Below are 16,302 nucleotides of genomic sequence, written 5' to 3' on the forward strand. Positions count from 1 at the left end.
GGAGTTCATCCCTTCGGAACCTTCTTCACTTCGTGCGGTGCGGCGGACAGCAGTTCGACGGTGCCGTCGAACTGCCACAGCGGGTTCGGTGCGTCCCCGGTCGGGGTGTGCACCAGGAAGTAACCGTTCACTTCCTTCGGTCCGTCGCCGTCGGCGACGAACCGCCCGTCAGCGGTGACGTCGAGCTGATAGACGGCCTGACCGGTGGCCTCGACGTCGGGCAGGTGCCAGGAGACGACGCAGCGCCAGTCGTTGCCCGCCCCCTCGGCTCCGTCGCGCACATCGCCCTTCGTGCACGCCGCGGAGGTGCGGAGCTCGTCCTCGGTGACGGCGGGGCGGTGCAGCAGGTCGGTCTGTGCGCGGTACAGGTGCGCGAACGCGGTGGCGACCGAGCGCTGCACCTTCTCCTGCGTGATCCCGGAGCCTTCGGCAGGAGCGGCTGCGCCCACCGCGACGACGCTCACCACGAGCAGCCCGACCAGCGGCAGCGCCCCCAGAGTGAGCGCCCGGCGCCCTGAGGCGTCGTCGGTCGGGTTGGTGAAGTCCCGCCGTACGAAGAGCAGATACGCGAGTCCGGTCGCGACCGCCGCCCACACCAGCGCGACCACCACGCCGATGAGGAGCGGGGCGAGCTGGACGGGGCCGGTGAACAGCCCGTTCCAGGCGATGAACGCATAGCCGGGCAGGGCCGTGCGCACGCTCACCGGCAGCGGCAGCAACTGCGCGAGCTGCAGGGCGAGGGCGACGAGCGCCGGCAGCAGCAGGCCCATCGGGGAGCGGCCGAGAGCGACCGAGCCGAGGAGGCCGAGCGCGGCGAGGGCCAGCGTCGGCGCGAGGGCGCACAGCCATGCGAGCAGCACCCGCACCGCCGCGTCCGACGCGCCGATGTCGGCTCCGTCGAGGCCGACGAGCGGATGATGACCGGCCGTCAGGACCCCGCCGACCGTGCTGGACACGGCGAGCCCGGCCACGAGCACCAGAAGCACGGACAGACTGGCGAGCGCCTTCGCCGCGAAGATCCGGCCCGGGGAGCGGACCGCCACCAGCAGATGCCGCCAGGTGCCCAGCCGGTCCTCCGCGGCGAACACGTCACCGGCCACCAAGGACGTCAGCAGCGGCAGTGCCCACACGCCCGCGAACCCCAGCATCACCAGGGGACCGGCCCAGCCGGTGGCGTGCATCCAGCGCCCGAACAGGGTGTCGGTGGGCAGTGTGCTCTGCAGGCCGACGGCGGCCACGAAGAGACCCGGCGCGAGCCAACAGGCGAGCACAAGGAGGCGGACACGCCACTGCGAGACGAGCTTGACCAGTTCGAAGCGGTATCCGCGCCGTACGGAGACGGGGCGGGACGTGAGGCTTTCGCCCGGAGGCGCGGCGGAGGGCGCGGTCACGGTGGAGGTCATCACGCGGCCTCCCGCAGACCGGTCGCATCCGATTCGGTCAGCGCCAGGAACGCCGCCTCCAACGGGGAGACCACGGGCGTGAGTTCGCGCAGCGCGAGCCCCGCGCCCACGAGCCGCGCCACGAGGGCGTCGAGGGCGTGCACCCGGGCCCGTACGACGAGGGCCTGTGTGCCGTACCGCGACGCCGCCTCGGAGTCGTCGACCGTGTGGATCCCTTCGGTGGCCTCGGCCAACTCACGGGCCGCGCGCGGGTCGGAGGTCAGAAGCCGGTACTCGAGGTCCTGATGCTCGGCGGCCAGCTTGCTCAACGGACCGGAGAAGACGACCCGCCCGGTCGCGAGGATGGTGACCTCGGAGCAGAGCGCCTCCAGGTCGTCCATGCGGTGGCTGGAGAGCACGACGGCCGTGCCGGCAGCCGCGAGGCGGTGCAGCACGCGGTGCACGTGCCGGGTCCCCGCCGGGTCCAGGCCGTTGGACGGTTCGTCGAGAATCAGCAGCCGCGGCTCGGTGAGCAGCGCGGCGGCGAGCCCGAGGCGCTGGCGCATGCCGAGCGAGAAGCCCCGCACCCGTTCGTCGGCGACCTCGCCGAGCCCGACCTCGTCGAGCGTGCCGCCGACCGGGGCCGTACGGGCGTCGAGGCCGCGCAGCTCCGCCAGCGCGGCCAGATTCTGCCGTGCGGTGAGCGTGGGGTAGAGCCCCGGACCGTCCACGAAACCGGCCACCCCGGCGGGCGCGGCGAGGGCCCGCCCGGCCGCTGTGCCCAGCACCTCCAGGCTGCCGGTGTCGGGGACGGCCAGGCCGAGGAGCAGGCCGAGCAGCGTCGTCTTGCCGGCGCCGTTCGGGCCGGCCAGACCGTGGATCCGGCCCGGCGCCAGGTCGAGGTCGACGCCGTCGAGTGCGACAACGTTGCCAAAACACTTGGTGATGCCGCGCGCCCGGACCGCGAGGCGTCCGTCGTCCTCGCGGCCGCCGCTTCTGTCGTCGAGCTGTCTGTCGTCCATGGGTCCCTTCCTTCAAGACCTCATGGACCCTAGGAATCACACAAGAAGCGCACAGAGCCCGGGAGTTGAACGACACCGGAACGACAGACGGCCGGACGGTGGCCCACCGCTTGTCCACGGTGTGCCACCGTCCGGCCGTCCCTCGCGGGCGGTCGGCGCTCCGGTCACCGCTTCCGCTCGTCCACGATCCGCTTGATCTTCCCCACCGACCGCTCCAGGGACTCCGGCTCCACGATCTCCACGGACACCGTCACCCCCACCCCGTCCTTCATCCCCGCGGCGATGGCGCGCGCGGCCGCCTCCCGGGCCTCGGGTGTCGCGTCCGGTCGGGCCTCGGCGCGCACCGTGAGAGCGTCCATGCGGCCCTCGCGGGTCAGGCGGAGCTGGAAGTGCGGCGCGACGCCGGGCGTACGCAGCACGATCTCCTCGACCTGCGTGGGGAACAGGTTCACGCCCCGCAGGATCACCATGTCGTCGCTGCGCCCGGTGATCTTCTCCATGCGCCGGAACGCGGGACGGGCCGTCCCCGGCAACAGCCGCGTCAGGTCCCGCGTCCGGTACCGGATCACCGGCATCGCCTGCTTGGTCAGCGACGTGAAGACCAGCTCGCCGTGCTCGCCCTCGGGCAGCACCTCACCGGTGAGCGGGTCGACGATCTCCGGGTAGAACTGGTCCTCCCAGATGTGCAGCCCGTCCTTGGTCTCGACGCACTCCTGGGCCACGCCGGGCCCCATGACCTCCGACAATCCGTAGATGTCGACCGCGTCGATCCCGGCCCGCTCCTCGATCTCGCGCCGCATCTCCTCGGTCCACGGCTCCGCGCCGAAGATGCCCACCTTCAGTGAGCTGGCGCGCGCGTCCACGCCCTGGCGCTCGAACTCGTCGAGGAGTGTGAGCATGTACGAGGGCGTCACCATGATGATCTCGGGCTTCAGGTCCTGGATCAGCCGCACCTGCCGCGAGGTCATGCCGCCGGACGCCGGAATCACCGTGCAGCCGAGCCGCTCCGCCCCGTAGTGGGCGCCGAGTCCGCCGGTGAACAGGCCGTACCCGTACGCCACATGGACCTTGTGCCCCGGCCTGCCGCCCGCCGCGCGGATCGCCCGGGCCACCATGTCCGACCACATCGTCAGGTCGGCCTCGGTGTACCCGACGACCGTGGGCAGCCCCGTCGTACCGCTCGACGCGTGCAGGCGCCGTACGTCGGACTGGTCCACGGCGAACATCCCGAAGGGGTAGTTGTCCCGCAGGTCCGCCTTGGTCGTGAACGGGAAGCGCCCCAGGTCGGCCAGTGTCCGGCAGTCCTCGGGCCGCACGCCCGCCTTGTCGAACGCCTCCCGGTAGAACGGCACCCGCTCGTACACCCGCTGCAGCGTCCCGCGCAGCCGCTCCAGCTGCAGCGCGCGCAGCTCGTCCGCGCCGAGCCGCTCGCCCTCGTCCCGCCAGTCCGTCGCCATCGACGCCATCGCACGCTCTCCCGAAACTCCCGACCGATCATTCGGTTGCCCTGCTGTCGATCAGTAATTCAAGGAGTGACCGCCGTCGTCAAGACGTACGACGCGCCGGTTCCGGTGTCAGCGGCTGACAGGGGGCTCCCGGACGTACGGCGTGGTGGTCCCGAGCGCCACGAACCCCAGGCGCTGAAGGATCGGCCGGCTGTAGGAGGACGCGTCCACCTGGACGTACGGGAATCCGCGCTCGGCGGCGACGCGGACCCGGAAGGCGACGAGCGAGCGGTAGATCCCGCGGCCCCGCCACTCGGGGACCGTCCCGCCGCCCCACAGGCTCGCGAAGGCGGTCCCGGGGTGCAGCTCCATGCGGGCGGCGCTCACCGGCTCGTCGCCGTGCAGCGCCACGACCGCGGGCACGGTGGCCGGGTCCTGGGCGAGCTGGGCCCGCAGCTGGTGGCCGATGGTCGAGCGGCCGGAGCCGAAGGCACGCTCGTGCACCCGCTCCACCAGCGTGACCTGCGCGTCGGAGGTGACGGGAACCAGCCGGACGCCGTCCGGCGGCGCGGTGTCGACGGGCAGCGCGGCCGTCTCCGCGACGAGCAGCGTCTCCGTCTCCTCCGCTACGAATCCGGCGGCCGCGAGCCGGTCGGGAAGGTCGGCCGGGCGGTCGTGCGCGTACGTCTTCCACTCGAAGGCCCGGCCGAGCCCGCCGAAGAAGCGGATCTGCTCGGCGATCGCCGCGTCGGCCCCCCGCTCGTCGAGGTCCGACCACAGCACCCCGTTCCAGCCCGCCACAGGGCCGACATGGCGCACCACGTCACCGACGCGCTCGACGCGCGCCCCGGGCTCCTCGGGCCGCGCACCGCGCCGCAACTGCTCGTCGAACAGGTCCCGTACCGCCGCATGATCCATGCGGGAACTCCAGCACCGGGGGAGGAGGGCGGCAACCGAAAATTCTCGCCGCGCAGCAGAACACCCTTGCTAGGGTGCGCCGATGACCACGATCAAGAAGGTTCAGATCACCTTCGACTGCGCGGAGCCCGTGCGGGTCGCCCGCTTCTGGTGCGAGGTGCTCGGCTACGTCATTCCGCCCGGGGCCGACGAGGACGAGGCCTGGGCCGTCGCCGCCGACCCCACCGGCCAGGAGCCGCGCCTGTACTTCCAGCGCGTCCCCGAGGGCAAGGTCGTCAAGAACCGGGTGCACCTCGACGTACGGGCCGGAACCGGGCTCGTCGGCGAGGAGCGCCTCGCGGTGCTCGAGGCCGAGGCCGAGCGTCTGTACAAGCTCGGTGCCACGCATGTACTGACGCAGCGCGCCGACGAGGAGAACGAGTCCTGCATCACGCTGCAGGACATCGAGGGCAACGAGTTCTGCCTCGACTGAGTCGTGATCCTCTTGAGTCCGTGATCCGCTCGCGGAGGGGGGCCTACGCGTTCCCCTCCGCCGCCACCTGCCGCGCCCACCGGTAGTCCGCCTTCCCGCTGGGCGAACGCTGGATGCTGTCCGTCACCACCAGCTGGCGGGGGATCTTGTAGCCGGCGAGGTGGCTGCGGCAGTGCGTCTGGACGGTGTCCAGGGTCAACTCGTCCGCGCCGTCCATGAGCTGGACGACCGCCGCCACATGGTTGCCCCACTTCTCGTCCGGCACACCGGCCACCAGCGCGTCGTAGATGTCCGGATGGGACTTGAGGGCCTGCTCGACCTCCTCCGGGTACACCTTCTCGCCGCCCGTGTTGATGCACTGCGAGCCGCGACCGAGGACCGTGACGATGCCCTGCTCGTCGACCGTCGCCATGTCACCGAGCAGCACCCAGCGCTCGTCGCCCTTCTGGAAGAACGTCTCGGCGGTCTTCGCGGGGTCGTTGTAGTAGCCGAGCGGGACATGGCCGCGCTGCGCGATCCGGCCCACCTCGCCGACCGCGACCGGCTCGTACGTCGCCGGATCCACCACCTGCGTGCGGGAGTTGACCTGGACGTGGAAGCCCGCCCCCGCGCCCGAACCGGCCGTCGCCGTGCCGTTGAAGCCGGACTCGGACGAGCCGAAGTTGTTGAGCAGCATGGTGTTCGGGACCAGCTCCTGGAACTGGGCGCGCACCGTGTCCGACATGATCGCGCCCGAGGACGAGACACTGAACATCGACGAGCAGTCCGTGCCCTTGAGCGGGCCCTTGAGGGCGTCGATGAGCGGGCGCAGCATCGCGTCGCCCACCAGGGACATGCTCGTGACCTTCTCCTTCTCGATGGTGCGCAGCACCTCCTCCGGTGCGAACTTGCGGTGGATGACGACGCGCTGGCCGAAGTTGAAGCCGATGAACGCCGTGAGCGTCGAGGTGCCGTGCATCAGCGGGGGAGTGGGGAAGAACGTGATGCCGTCACCGCCCGCCGCCACCCGCTCGGCCAGCTCCTCGGGCCGTGACACCGGCTCTCCGGTGGGCGCGCCACCACCCAACCCCGCGAAGAACAGGTCCTCCTGACGCCACATCACACCCTTGGGCATGCCCGTGGTGCCGCCGGTGTAGATGATGAACTGGTCGTCGGGGGAGCGCGGCGCGAAGCCGCGTTCGGGGGAGGACTGCGCGGTCGCCTCCTCGAAGTCCACCGCCTTCAGTGGCGGCGCGCCCGCCTCAGGGGCGCCCACCCGCACCAGGTGGCGCAGCTTCTCGGCACGCGGCAGCGCCGCCGCCACGCGCGGCGTGAACTCCGTGTCGAAGACGAGGGCGGCGAGGTCCGCGTCCTGGTAGAGGTAGGCCAACTCCTCCTCCACGTACCGGTAGTTCACGTTCACCGGCACGACCCGCGCCTTGAGGCAGCCGAGCGCCGTCTGCAGGTACTCGATGCCGTTGTAGAGGTGCAGGCCCAGGTGCTCGCCCGGGCGTATCCCGGCCGCGATCAGGTGGTGCGCGACCCGGTTGGCCGCCGCGTCCAGCTGGGCGTACGTGAGCCGGCGCTCCGCACCCGTACCGGGATGATCCACGTAGACGAGCGCCTCGCGGTCAGGGACCACGTCGACGACCGACTCGAACAGGTCGGCAAGGTTGTACTCCACCGCGCTCCTCCTGATCCAGATGATCCAGGGCCGGATGTCTCCCGGGCGCCTCCTGGCCGTCATCAGAACAGAACGGGGAGTAAGGGGGAAGGGGCTCCGCACAAGAAAACTGACTGAGTGTCAGAAAACTCTTGAACTGGCACGTGCGCTACTGCAACCTGTTCCAGGTCCGAGGCTGCGGCTGACTGGAGGACCTCTCATGGGTGGGACCGAACATCTCGACGTCCGGCGCGAGGGCGCCACGCTCGTACTCACGCTCAACAGGCCCGAGGCCAAGAACGCGCTGTCCCTGCCGATGCTCGTCGGCCTCTACGACGGGTGGCTCGAAGCCGACGCGGACGACTCGATCCGCTCGATCGTGCTCACCGGGGCGGGCGGTGTGTTCTGCGCCGGCATGGACCTCAAGGCCCTCGCGGGCAAGGGGATGGAGGGCGAGCACTACCGGGACCGGCTCAAGGCCGACCCCGATCTGCACTGGAAGGCGATGCTGCGCCACCACCGGCCGCGCAAACCCGTCATCGCGGCGGTCGAGGGACACTGCGTCGCGGGTGGCACCGAGATCCTCCAGGGCACGGACATCCGGGTGGCGGGGGAGTCGGCCACGTTCGGGCTCTTCGAGGTCAAGCGCGGCCTGTTCCCCATCGGCGGCTCGACGGTGCGGCTGCCGCGCCAGGTCCCTCGTACCCACGCCCTGGAGATGTTGCTGACCGGGCGGCCCTACCCGGCCCCGGAGGCCGCCGCGATCGGGCTCGTCGGACGCGTGGTGCCCGACGGAACCGCGCTCGACACGGCCCTGGAGATCGCCGAACAGATCAACGCCTGCGGCCCGTTGGCCGTCGAGGCGGTCAAGGCCTCCGTCTATGAGACCGCCGAGATGTCCGAAACGGACGGCCTCGCCTCGGAGTTGAAGCGCGGCTGGCCCATCTTCGACACCGTCGACGCCAAGGAGGGCGCCCGCGCGTTCGCGGAGAAGCGGCCCGCCGAATTCCGGCGCGCGTGAGGCCCGCGGCCGTGCCAGTCCGTCCCGTACGTCCATACGTCAAGGAGGCCTCATGACATCCACCACCCAACCGGAGGTGCTGCGCGCGCCGTTGGTCGTGGAGTTCCCCTTCACCCGCTCCCTCGGCCCCGTCCAGTCCGCCTTCCTCAGCGGTCTGCGCGACCGCACCGTGCTCGGCGTGCGGACCGGCGACGGGAAGGTCATGGTGCCGCCCGTCGAGTACGACCCGGTGACCGCCGAGGAGATCCGCGACCTCGTCGAGGTCGGCGCCACCGGCACCGTCACCACCTGGGCCTGGAACCCCGAGGCGCGGCGCGGCCAGCCCCTCGACACCCCGTTCGCCTGGGTCCTGGTCGAGCTCGACGGCGCCGACACCGCCCTGCTGCACGCCCTCGACGTCGCAGGACCCGACGCCGTGCACACCGGCATGCGCGTCCGCATCCGCTGGGCCGAGGAACGCGAGGGCGCCATCACGGACATCGCGTGCTTCGAACCGTACGAGGGTGAGGACGCGCCCTCCCAAGTCGCACCGCACAGCGGCGTGTTCGAGGACGCCGTCACCGGCATCGTCGCCCCGGCCCGCCTCGACTACACCTACAGCCCCGGCGGCGCCCAGACCCGCTACATCAACGCCCTCGCGGACAACCGCACCGTCGGCGAGCGCTGCCCCTCCTGCCGCAAGGTCTACATTCCGCCGCGCGGCGCCTGCCCCACCTGCGGCGTCGCCACCACGGACCAGGTCGAGGTCGGCCCCGGCGGCACCGTCACCACGTACTGCATCGTGAACATCAAGGCGAAGAACCTCGACATCGAAGTCCCGTACGTCTACGCCCACATCGCCCTCGACGGCGCCGACCTCGCCCTGCACGGCCGCATCGCCGGCATCCCGTACGACCAGGTGCGGATGGGCCTGCGCGTCGAACCCGTGTGGACCGAGGGCGGGCGCTACCCGGACCACTACCGGCCCACCGGTGAACCCGACGCCGATTACGAGACGTACAAGGAGATGATCTGATGCGGCCGCCGATCCGGGACATCGCCGTCGTCGCCTTCGGGCAGACCGACCACACACGTACCTCCGACGAACAGTCGGAGGTCGAGATGCTGATGCCCGTCCTCCACGAGGTCCTCGCCAGTACCGGCCTGAAGACCAGTGACATCGGGTTCACCTGCTCGGGATCGAGCGACTACCTCGCCGGACGCGCCTTCTCCTTCACCATGGCGCTCGACGGCGTCGGCGCCTGGCCGCCGATCTCCGAGTCGCACGTCGAGATGGACGGCGCGTGGGCCCTGTACGAGGCATGGACCAAGCTCCTCACCGGCGAGGCCGACACCGCGCTCGTCTACTCCTACGGCAAGTCCTCACCGGGCTCCGTACGTGACGTGCTGACGCGCCAGCTCGACCCGTACTACGTCGCCCCGCTGTGGCCCGACTCCGTCGCCCTCGCCGCCCTTCAGGCGCAGGCCCTCATCGACGAGGGGCACACCGACGAGCCCGCCCTCGCCGGGGTCGCCGCCCGCAGCCGCGAGTCCGCCACCGGGAATCCGCACGCCCAGCTGCGCGGGAACGTGCCGCACGGCGATTACGTCGTAAATCCGCTGCGCACCGGGGACTGCCCGCCGGTCGGCGACGGCGCCGCCGCCGTGATCCTCGCCGCGGGCGACCGCGCCAGGGAACTGTGCGAGCGGCCCGCCTGGATCCGCGGCATCGACCACCGCATCGAGGCCCACAGCCTCGGCGTCCGCGACCTCACCGACTCGCCCTCCGCGCGGCTCGCCGCAGAGAACGCCGGAGCATTCGAACGGCCCGTGGACACCGCCGAGTTGCACGCCCCGTTCACCTCGCAGGAGGTCGTCCTGCGCCGCGCCCTGAAGCTCGGCGACGAGGTCGACGTCAACCCGTCCGGAGGCGCGCTCGCCGCCAACCCGGTGATGGCCGCCGGGCTCATCCGCATCGGCGAGGCCGCCGCCCGCATCCACGCAGGGGGCTCCGACCGCGCCCTCGCCCACGCCACCTCCGGGCCCTGCCTGCAGCAGAACCTGGTCGCCGTACTCGAAGGGGAGGACCAGCGATGAGCAAGGCCGTGAACAAGGAGCCGGTGGCGGTCGTCGGAATCGGGCAGACCAAGCACGTCGCCGCCCGCCGGGACGTCTCCATCGCCGGACTCGTCCGCGAAGCGGCCCAACGGGCCCTGGAAGACGCCGAGTTGACCTGGGCCGACATCGATGCCGTCGTCATCGGCAAGGCGCCCGACTTCTTCGAGGGCGTCATGATGCCGGAGCTGTACCTCGCCGACGCGCTCGGCGCCGTCGGCAAGCCGATGCTGCGCGTGCACACCGCCGGATCCGTGGGCGGCTCCACCGCGCTCGTCGCCTCGAACCTCGTCGCGGGCCGCGTCCACGGCACCGTACTGACCCTCGCCTTCGAAAAGCAGTCCGAGTCCAACGCGATGTGGGGGCTCTCGCTGCCCATCCCGTTCCAGCAGCCGCTGCTCGCGGGCGCGGGCGGCTTCTTCGCCCCGCACGTCCGCGCGTACATGCGCCGCACCGGCGCCCCCGACACCGTGGGTTCCGTCGTCGCCTACAAGGACCGTCGCAACGCGCTGAAGAACCCCTACGCCCACCTCCACGAGCACGACATCACCCTGGAGAAGGTCCAGGCGGCGCCCATGCTCTGGGACCCCATCCGCTACTCCGAGACCTGCCCCTCCTCCGACGGCGCCTGCGCCATGATCCTCACCGACCGCGCGGGCGCGGAGCGCTCGACGAAGCCGCCGGCCTGGATGCACGGCGGCGCCATGCGCAGCGAGCCCACCCTCTTCGCGGGCAAGGACTTCGTCTCCCCGCAGGCCGGCAAGGACTGCGCCGCCGACGTCTACCGGCAGGCCGGCATCGCCGACCCGCGCCGCGAGATCGACGCCGTCGAGATGTACGTGCCGTTCTCCTGGTACGAGCCGATGTGGCTGGAGAACCTCGGCTTCGCGGACGAGGGCGAGGGCTGGAAGCTCACCGAGTCCGGCGTCACGGAGCTCGACGGGGACCTCCCCGTCAACATGTCGGGCGGCGTCCTGTCCACCAACCCCATCGGTGCCTCCGGCATGATCCGCTTCGCGGAGGCCGCCCTCCAGGTGCGCGGGCAGGCCGGGGAACACCAGGTCGACGGCGCGCGGAAGGTTCTCGGGCACGCCTACGGAGGCGGCTCGCAGTTCTTCTCCATGTGGCTGGTCGGCTCCGAACCACCCACCCGATGAACGCGCGTTGACCTTCATCCCTCTCGCGGCCTGTGCGGGGCACGGACCGATCGCTAGGCTGGCGCACGGACGACGAACCGGGAGGAGCACGGACGTGGCCGAGAGCACCATCGACCAGCACCCGCTCATGGGGTGGGAGAAGCCGGACCTGGACCTGAGCAAGGCGGACTGGCGGTCCAGCAGCGGGGGTCGGGGCGATGTCCAGATCGCCTTCGTCGAAGGCTTCATCGCGATGCGCAACGGCGGACACCCAGGGAGCCCGTCCCTGATCTTCACGCCGGCCGAGTGGGGGGCGTTCGTGAGCGGTGCCCGAGAGGGCGAGTTCGACCTGACGTAGTCGTTTTCGCGGCTCTTTGCTTACGCAGTTCCGACACAGGACCAACGGCCCTGTCCTGTGGCCTCCGCATTTGCGAGCCTGGTCACAGGAACAGCCGGTCAATGAGGGCGCGGCGACGCGCCCTGTGTCGGAGGCGAAGAGATCATGCCCAACCCGCACCACCAGCCCGTCCTCGCCGCGGTCGACGGCTCCGACGACAGTCTTCGCGCCCTGGAGTGGGCGCTCGCCGAGGCGGACCGGCGCGGCGCCGAGCTGCGCGTCGTACATGTGCAGCAGTACGCGCCGTTCCTCCAGGCCGAGGTGCTCGTGGCGGACTTCGACGAGGAGCCCGAGAACGACACCGTGCTCGCGGAACTGCGCAAGAGCCTGGAGGACCGCGAGGGGCTGCCGCCACTGGAGTTCATCAGCCGCGTCGGGCTGCCGGCCGTGGTGCTGTCCGAGATGAGCACGGAGGCCCAGCTCCTCGTCGTCGGCTCGCGCGGGCGCGGCGGCTTCGCCGGCCTGGTGCTCGGCTCGAACAGCGTGTCGGCGGCGCGTGACGCGGTGTGCCCGGTCGTCGTGGTGCCGAGGCCCGGTCGCGACGTGCACGGCGACGCACCGGTCGCGCCGGGGCCGCGCGTCGTGGTCGGCCTCAAGGCGGACGCGCCGGACCATGCGACCCTGGCGTTCGCGTTCGAACACGCGGCCCGGACGGGCGCCCGGCTCCAGGTCGTCGTCGCGTATCCGTGGCCGGTCCTGGCCTGGACGGCTTACGGGGACTTCACGCCCACGGCCGTCGACCAGGAGGCGACCGAGCGCGACACGCTTCGAGTGGCCGATGAGACCCTCGCGGAACTGCGGGAGTCTCACCCTAAAGTTGAGGTTGAGGTTCTGGTGGTGCCGGGCGACGCGGCGGGCCATCTCGTCGAGAACTCGCGGGACGCGGAACTCGTCGTCGTCGGCCGCCATCGCCGTCGCCTCACCCGCCCCGCCCCGATGCTCGGCTCGGTCACGCACGCGGCCCTGCTGCACGCGGCGAGCCCCGTCGCGGTGGTCCCGCCGGAGCCGGACGCCGACTGAGCCGCTCAGCGCAGCACGACGCACCCGCGCCCGGCCAGCCCGTCGAGCAGGCCGGGCGCGAAGCACACGTCGTTCCAGCGCAGATCGAGCTTCTCCAGACAGGGCAGCTTCACCACCCACTCCGGCACCTCGCGCAGCTGGTTGCCGCGCAGATCGAGCCGGCGCAGCCTCGGCAGCCCGCGCAGCGCGTCCGGCACGGTGGTGAACGCGTTGTCCCGCAGCTCCACCTCCCGCAGCTCCGCCAGATCCGCCACGGACGCCGGCAGGGTGGACAGCCGATTGCCCCGCAGCCACAGCTCCCGCAGCGCGGCGAGCCCGCCGATGCCGTCCGGCAGCGCGTCGAGCCGATTGTGCTGCGCGCGCAGCTCCACGAGCCCGGCCATCGCGCCGAGCGTGGAATGCAGCGCGGTGAGCCGGTTCTCGCCGACGTTCAGATACGCGAGCCGGTCGAGGCGGCCCAGTGCTTCCGGCAGTTCGGTGAGCCGGTTGTCGTGCAGATACAGGAAACGGCTCAGCCCCGTGAGGCAACCGAGCTCCGCAGGGAGCGAGGTGAGCCGGTTGTGCCCGAGATCCAGGGTGTGCAGGCGCGTCAGCGTGCCGATGCGTTCGGAGAGGTGTGCGAGCCGATTGTCGGCGAGCAGCAGCACCCGCAACTCGGGATGGCGCCACACCTCGTCGGGTACGGCGTCCAGATCGCCCCGCCAGTAGTCGAGCACCGTCACTGTCATGGACGCGTACCTTAGCGGCACCGGAATCGGCACCCGATTTCGTACCGAGAATGGCGCAGCACACTCCGGCGGGGGCGCCCCGGCGTACGCTGAGGTCCCTGGAAACCGTGGTGCGCGACCGCGCCGCGGGTGGGGGTGCGCCATGGTGCGGAGCGATGGCAAGGGCCGGCGGCGGCTGTTCGAGCGGGACAGCGAACTCGCCGCCGTGGACGCGGTGTTGAACGAGCTGACCGGCATCCCGCGGGACGGCGGAGAGCCCCCGGACCGGCCGCACGGCGCGCTGCTCGCCGTCGCCGCGACCGCCGGACTCGGCAAGACCACCCTCCTCGCCGAAGTGCGCCGCAAGGCCGCCGCCAAAGGGTGCACCGTCCTGTACGCACGCGGCGGCGACCAGGAGCAGGGCGTCGCCTTCCACGTCGCACGCCAGCTCCTCCAGCCGCGCCTCGCCGGCGCCTCCGCCGCCGACCTGCACGCCACCCTCGGCAGCTGGTACGCGATCGTGGGCCCCGCCCTCGGCCTGTGCGCCCCCACCGAAGGCGCGCCACCCGACCCGCAGGGCCTGCGCGACGGCCTCGACTGGGTGCTCACCCACCTCGCCGTGCAACAGGCCCCCATGGTCCTCGTCCTCGACGACGCCCACTGGGCCGACCCGGAGTCCCTGAGCTGGCTCGCCGCGTTCGCCCCGCGCGCCGAGGAACTGCCGCTCCTCCTCGTCGTCGCCTACCGGCCCGAGGAACTCCCCGATCACGCGGAGGCCCTGCGCGGTCTGCCCGGCCGCTCGGGCCGCCGCGCCCTCGGACTCGAACCGCTCAGCGCCACCGCCATCGCCGGACTCGTCCGCGAATCGCTCGGCGGCCACGCCGACGACGCGTTCTGCCGCGAATGCTGGGCCGTCACCGCGGGCAACCCCTTCGAGGCGGTCGAGCTGACCGCGAAGGTGCGCGACCGCGGCCTCGTCCCCACCGAGAACGGGGCGCACCTGCTGCGCGACCTCGCCGCCGCGGCGAAGGGCAGCGGCCTCGTCGCCCGCATCGAACGCCTCGGCACCTCCACCGTCCGCTTCGCCTGGGCCTGCGCCGTCCTCGGCACCGAGATCGCGCCCGAACTCGCCGCGAACGTCGCCGGGTTGGGATCGGAAGAGGCCGCCGACGCCACCGACCGGCTCAGGGCGGCGCGCGTCCTCAAGGGCGCGGACTCCCTCGAATTCGTCCACCCCCTGATCGCCACCGCCGTCTACCGCGCCATCCCCGGCGGCATCCGCGTCGCCCTGCACGGACAGGCCGCCTGGACCGTCCTCGACGCCGGCCTCGGCCCCTGCGCCGCCGCCCGGCACCTCCTGGAGACCCACCCCGAGGGCGACCCGTGGGTCGTGCGGCAGCTGCGCGCCGCCGCGGCCGAGACCATCCGCGCGGGCGCCCCCGACGCCGCCCGCCGCTACCTCGCCCGCGCCCTGCGCGAACCCCCGGCCTTCGACGACCGCGCCGCCGTCCTCTACGAACTCGGCAGCGCCTCCCTGCTCACCGAGCCCGCCACCACCGTCAACCACCTGCGCGCCGCCCTGGAAGAACCCATCACCGACCCCGCCCTGCGCCACGGCATCGTCTACCGGCTCTCCCAGGTCCTCGCCCACACCGACCGCCTCGCCGAGGCATCCGAGACCCTCGCCCGCGAGATCCGCCTCACCGACGACCCCCGCGTACGGCTGCGCATGCAGGCCGAACAGTTCATGTGGGACGCCTTCCGCGCCGACGAACCCGACTCCCCGGCCCGCTCCCGGCGCCTCGCGAAACTCGCCGACCGGCTCACCGGACGCGACCTCACCGAGCGCTACCTCATCGGCCTGCGCACCTGGGACGCCACCCTGCGCGGCGAGCCCGTCGACACGGTGATCCAGCACGCCGAGCGCGCCCTGGCCGGCGGACTGCGCTGGGCCGCCGACGAGGACCGCGGCTTCGAGGTCCCCGTCCTCGTCGCCATGGCCTTCCTCTACGCCGACCGCCCCGGCCGCACCGAGGAACTCTTCGTCGAGGGCATCGCCGACTTCGAGCAGGCCGGCTGGCGCGGCGCCCACCTCTCCTTCGCGTACACGCTCCTCGGCTACATCCGCTACCGGCGCGGGCGGCTCGCCGAGGCCGAGGACTTCGTCCGCGCGGGCCTGCGCCTCGCCCGCCGCGTCGGACCCGGCACCCCCGCCCACTGGTACGCCGTCGGCACCCTCGTCGAGGTGCTGCTCGCCCGCGGCCGGGCCCCGGAGGCCAAGGAGGTCGCTGAGGAGCACGCCTTCGGACCGCCGTTCCCCGCCGCCGTCGTCTTCCCCGACGCACAGACCGTGTACGGCGAGCTCCTCCTCGCGCTCGGCCGCACCGAGGACGCCGCCGAGGAGCTCGCCGCGGCGGGCCGCCGCCTCGACCCGCGCGGCATGCGCAACCCCGCCTGGTGCCCCTGGCGGCTGCACCTCGCCCGCGCCGAGGCCCCGGACGCGCCCGAGCGGGCCCGGGCCCTCGCCGAGGAAGCCGTCGAGCGGGCCCGGCACTACGGGGCGCCGTCCGCCGTGGGCCAGGCCCTGCGCACGCTGGCCGAGGTCTCCACCGGCACCGAGCGCGCCAAGCTCCTGGAGGAATCGGTCGCCCAGCTGGAGCGGTCGCCCGCGGGCTACGAGCTGGCCTGCTCGCTCGTCGCGCTCGGCGCGGAACTGCGCCGCAAGGGCCGCGCCAAGGACGCCGCCGACCACCTCTACCGGGGGCTCGACGCGGCGGTCGGCTGCGGCGCCGACGGACTTGCCCAGCAGGCCCGTGACGAGCTGGCCGCGGCCGGGCTGCGACCACGGCCCCTGCACGGCGCGGTCACGGACACACTCACCGCGAGGGAGCGGGCGGCGGCACGGTGTGCCGCGCGCGGCCTGTGCCCGCAGGAGATCGCCCGGGACCTGCGCGTGGACGAGCCCACGGTGGTCCGCCTCCTCTCGTCCGCGTACCGCAAGCTGGGCACGGACGTGAAGGGCCTGGCGGCGGCGCTGGGGGAGTAA

At 72.2% G+C, this 16,302-nt stretch carries 14 protein-coding genes; 8 read left to right on the forward strand and 6 right to left on the reverse strand.

All coding sequences use genetic code 11. The features are described 5' to 3' along the window. Positions 1-5 precede the first annotated feature (5 nt). The 4 genes from ACZ7L4_RS41745 to ACZ7L4_RS41760 all read right to left on the reverse strand — a co-directional run bounded on the left by ACZ7L4_RS41745 (position 6) and on the right by ACZ7L4_RS41760 (position 4,767). The gene (locus ACZ7L4_RS41745) at positions 6-1,403 is read right to left on the reverse strand and encodes an ABC transporter permease (protein WP_472110324.1); all 1,398 of its coding nucleotides are present in this window, start codon (positions 1,401-1,403) and stop codon (positions 6-8) included. Beyond that, positions 1,403-2,404 carry an ABC transporter ATP-binding protein gene (locus ACZ7L4_RS41750; RefSeq protein ID WP_472110326.1) on the reverse strand — a complete coding sequence of 334 codons (1,002 nt, stop codon included), beginning with the start codon at positions 2,402-2,404 and terminating at the stop codon, positions 1,403-1,405. Before ACZ7L4_RS41750 ends, ACZ7L4_RS41745 begins: the two co-directional genes overlap by 1 nt. 164 nt (positions 2,405-2,568) lie before the next feature. Continuing rightward, entirely contained in the window at positions 2,569-3,870 is a 1,302-nt protein-coding gene (paaK, locus tag ACZ7L4_RS41755; RefSeq protein ID WP_472110327.1) for a phenylacetate--CoA ligase PaaK, read from the reverse strand. A 108-nt stretch (positions 3,871-3,978) separates the two neighbouring features. Continuing rightward, positions 3,979-4,767 (reverse strand): GNAT family N-acetyltransferase, encoded by a 789-nt coding sequence (locus ACZ7L4_RS41760; RefSeq protein ID WP_472110329.1) that lies wholly within the window; start codon positions 4,765-4,767, stop codon positions 3,979-3,981. A gap of 82 nt (positions 4,768-4,849) precedes the next feature. Here ACZ7L4_RS41760 and ACZ7L4_RS41765 point away from each other — a divergent pair, with 82 nt between their 5' ends. Then, a complete protein-coding gene (locus tag ACZ7L4_RS41765; protein WP_472110331.1) occupies positions 4,850-5,239 on the forward strand; it encodes a VOC family protein in 390 nt (129 codons plus the stop codon). Between the two features lie 43 nt (positions 5,240-5,282). Here ACZ7L4_RS41765 and ACZ7L4_RS41770 read toward each other — a convergent pair whose 3' ends face one another. After that, on the reverse strand, positions 5,283-6,902 hold the full coding sequence (locus ACZ7L4_RS41770) for an acyl-CoA synthetase (RefSeq protein WP_472110332.1): 1,620 nt from the start codon (positions 6,900-6,902) through the stop codon (positions 5,283-5,285). A 199-nt stretch (positions 6,903-7,101) separates the two neighbouring features. Between ACZ7L4_RS41770 and ACZ7L4_RS41775 the strand changes: the two genes are divergently transcribed. The 6 genes from ACZ7L4_RS41775 to ACZ7L4_RS41800 all read left to right on the forward strand — a co-directional run bounded on the left by ACZ7L4_RS41775 (position 7,102) and on the right by ACZ7L4_RS41800 (position 12,549). Beyond that, a complete protein-coding gene (locus ACZ7L4_RS41775) occupies positions 7,102-7,902 on the forward strand; it encodes a crotonase/enoyl-CoA hydratase family protein (protein ID WP_472110333.1) in 801 nt (266 codons plus the stop codon). 52 nt (positions 7,903-7,954) lie between these two features. Beyond that, positions 7,955-8,917, forward strand: a complete 963-nt coding sequence (locus tag ACZ7L4_RS41780) for a Zn-ribbon domain-containing OB-fold protein (RefSeq protein WP_472110334.1) — start codon at positions 7,955-7,957, stop codon at positions 8,915-8,917. Continuing rightward, a complete protein-coding gene (locus tag ACZ7L4_RS41785) occupies positions 8,917-9,978 on the forward strand; it encodes a thiolase domain-containing protein (RefSeq protein WP_472110335.1) in 1,062 nt (353 codons plus the stop codon). The genes ACZ7L4_RS41780 and ACZ7L4_RS41785 overlap by 1 nt, the downstream gene beginning before the upstream one ends. 8 nt (positions 9,979-9,986) lie before the next feature. Beyond that, complete coding sequence (locus tag ACZ7L4_RS41790; RefSeq protein WP_472110445.1) at positions 9,987-11,153, forward strand: thiolase domain-containing protein; 1,167 nt, start codon at positions 9,987-9,989, stop codon at positions 11,151-11,153. Positions 11,154-11,247: 94 nt separating this feature from the next. Continuing rightward, positions 11,248-11,490 (forward strand): DUF397 domain-containing protein, encoded by a 243-nt coding sequence (locus ACZ7L4_RS41795; protein ID WP_450812135.1) that lies wholly within the window; start codon positions 11,248-11,250, stop codon positions 11,488-11,490. Positions 11,491-11,634: 144 nt separating this feature from the next. Further along, a complete protein-coding gene (locus ACZ7L4_RS41800) occupies positions 11,635-12,549 on the forward strand; it encodes a universal stress protein (protein ID WP_472110336.1) in 915 nt (304 codons plus the stop codon). Between the two features lie 5 nt (positions 12,550-12,554). Here the strand turns inward: ACZ7L4_RS41800 and ACZ7L4_RS41805 are convergent, their stop codons facing one another. Beyond that, positions 12,555-13,277, reverse strand: a complete 723-nt coding sequence (locus ACZ7L4_RS41805; protein WP_472110337.1) for a leucine-rich repeat domain-containing protein — start codon at positions 13,275-13,277, stop codon at positions 12,555-12,557. A gap of 142 nt (positions 13,278-13,419) precedes the next feature. On the opposite strand from ACZ7L4_RS41805, the gene ACZ7L4_RS41810 reads away from it, so the two are divergent. Beyond that, positions 13,420-16,302: an ATP-binding protein gene (locus tag ACZ7L4_RS41810; protein WP_472110339.1), complete on the forward strand. Its 2,883-nt coding sequence runs from the start codon at positions 13,420-13,422 to the stop codon at positions 16,300-16,302.

Source organism: Streptomyces sp. NPDC107575, assembly GCF_055657265.1.

Bases quoted from the DNA above. Each gene is read 5' to 3' on its own strand.
- ACZ7L4_RS41745 (WP_472110324.1), bottom strand. From the start codon at position 1,403: ATGACCTCCACCGTGACCGCGCCCTCCGCCGCGCCTCCGGGCGAAAGC.
- ACZ7L4_RS41750 (WP_472110326.1), bottom strand. From the start codon at position 2,404: ATGGACGACAGACAGCTCGACGACAGAAGCGGCGGCCGCGAGGACGAC.
- paaK (WP_472110327.1), bottom strand. From the start codon at position 3,870: ATGGCGTCGATGGCGACGGACTGGCGGGACGAGGGCGAGCGGCTCGGC.
- ACZ7L4_RS41760 (WP_472110329.1), bottom strand. From the start codon at position 4,767: ATGGATCATGCGGCGGTACGGGACCTGTTCGACGAGCAGTTGCGGCGC.
- ACZ7L4_RS41765 (WP_472110331.1), top strand. From the start codon at position 4,850: ATGACCACGATCAAGAAGGTTCAGATCACCTTCGACTGCGCGGAGCCC.
- ACZ7L4_RS41775 (WP_472110333.1), top strand. From the start codon at position 7,102: ATGGGTGGGACCGAACATCTCGACGTCCGGCGCGAGGGCGCCACGCTC.
- ACZ7L4_RS41780 (WP_472110334.1), top strand. From the start codon at position 7,955: ATGACATCCACCACCCAACCGGAGGTGCTGCGCGCGCCGTTGGTCGTG.
- ACZ7L4_RS41785 (WP_472110335.1), top strand. From the start codon at position 8,917: ATGCGGCCGCCGATCCGGGACATCGCCGTCGTCGCCTTCGGGCAGACC.
- ACZ7L4_RS41800 (WP_472110336.1), top strand. From the start codon at position 11,635: ATGCCCAACCCGCACCACCAGCCCGTCCTCGCCGCGGTCGACGGCTCC.
- ACZ7L4_RS41805 (WP_472110337.1), bottom strand. From the start codon at position 13,277: ATGACAGTGACGGTGCTCGACTACTGGCGGGGCGATCTGGACGCCGTA.
- ACZ7L4_RS41810 (WP_472110339.1), top strand. From the start codon at position 13,420: ATGGTGCGGAGCGATGGCAAGGGCCGGCGGCGGCTGTTCGAGCGGGAC.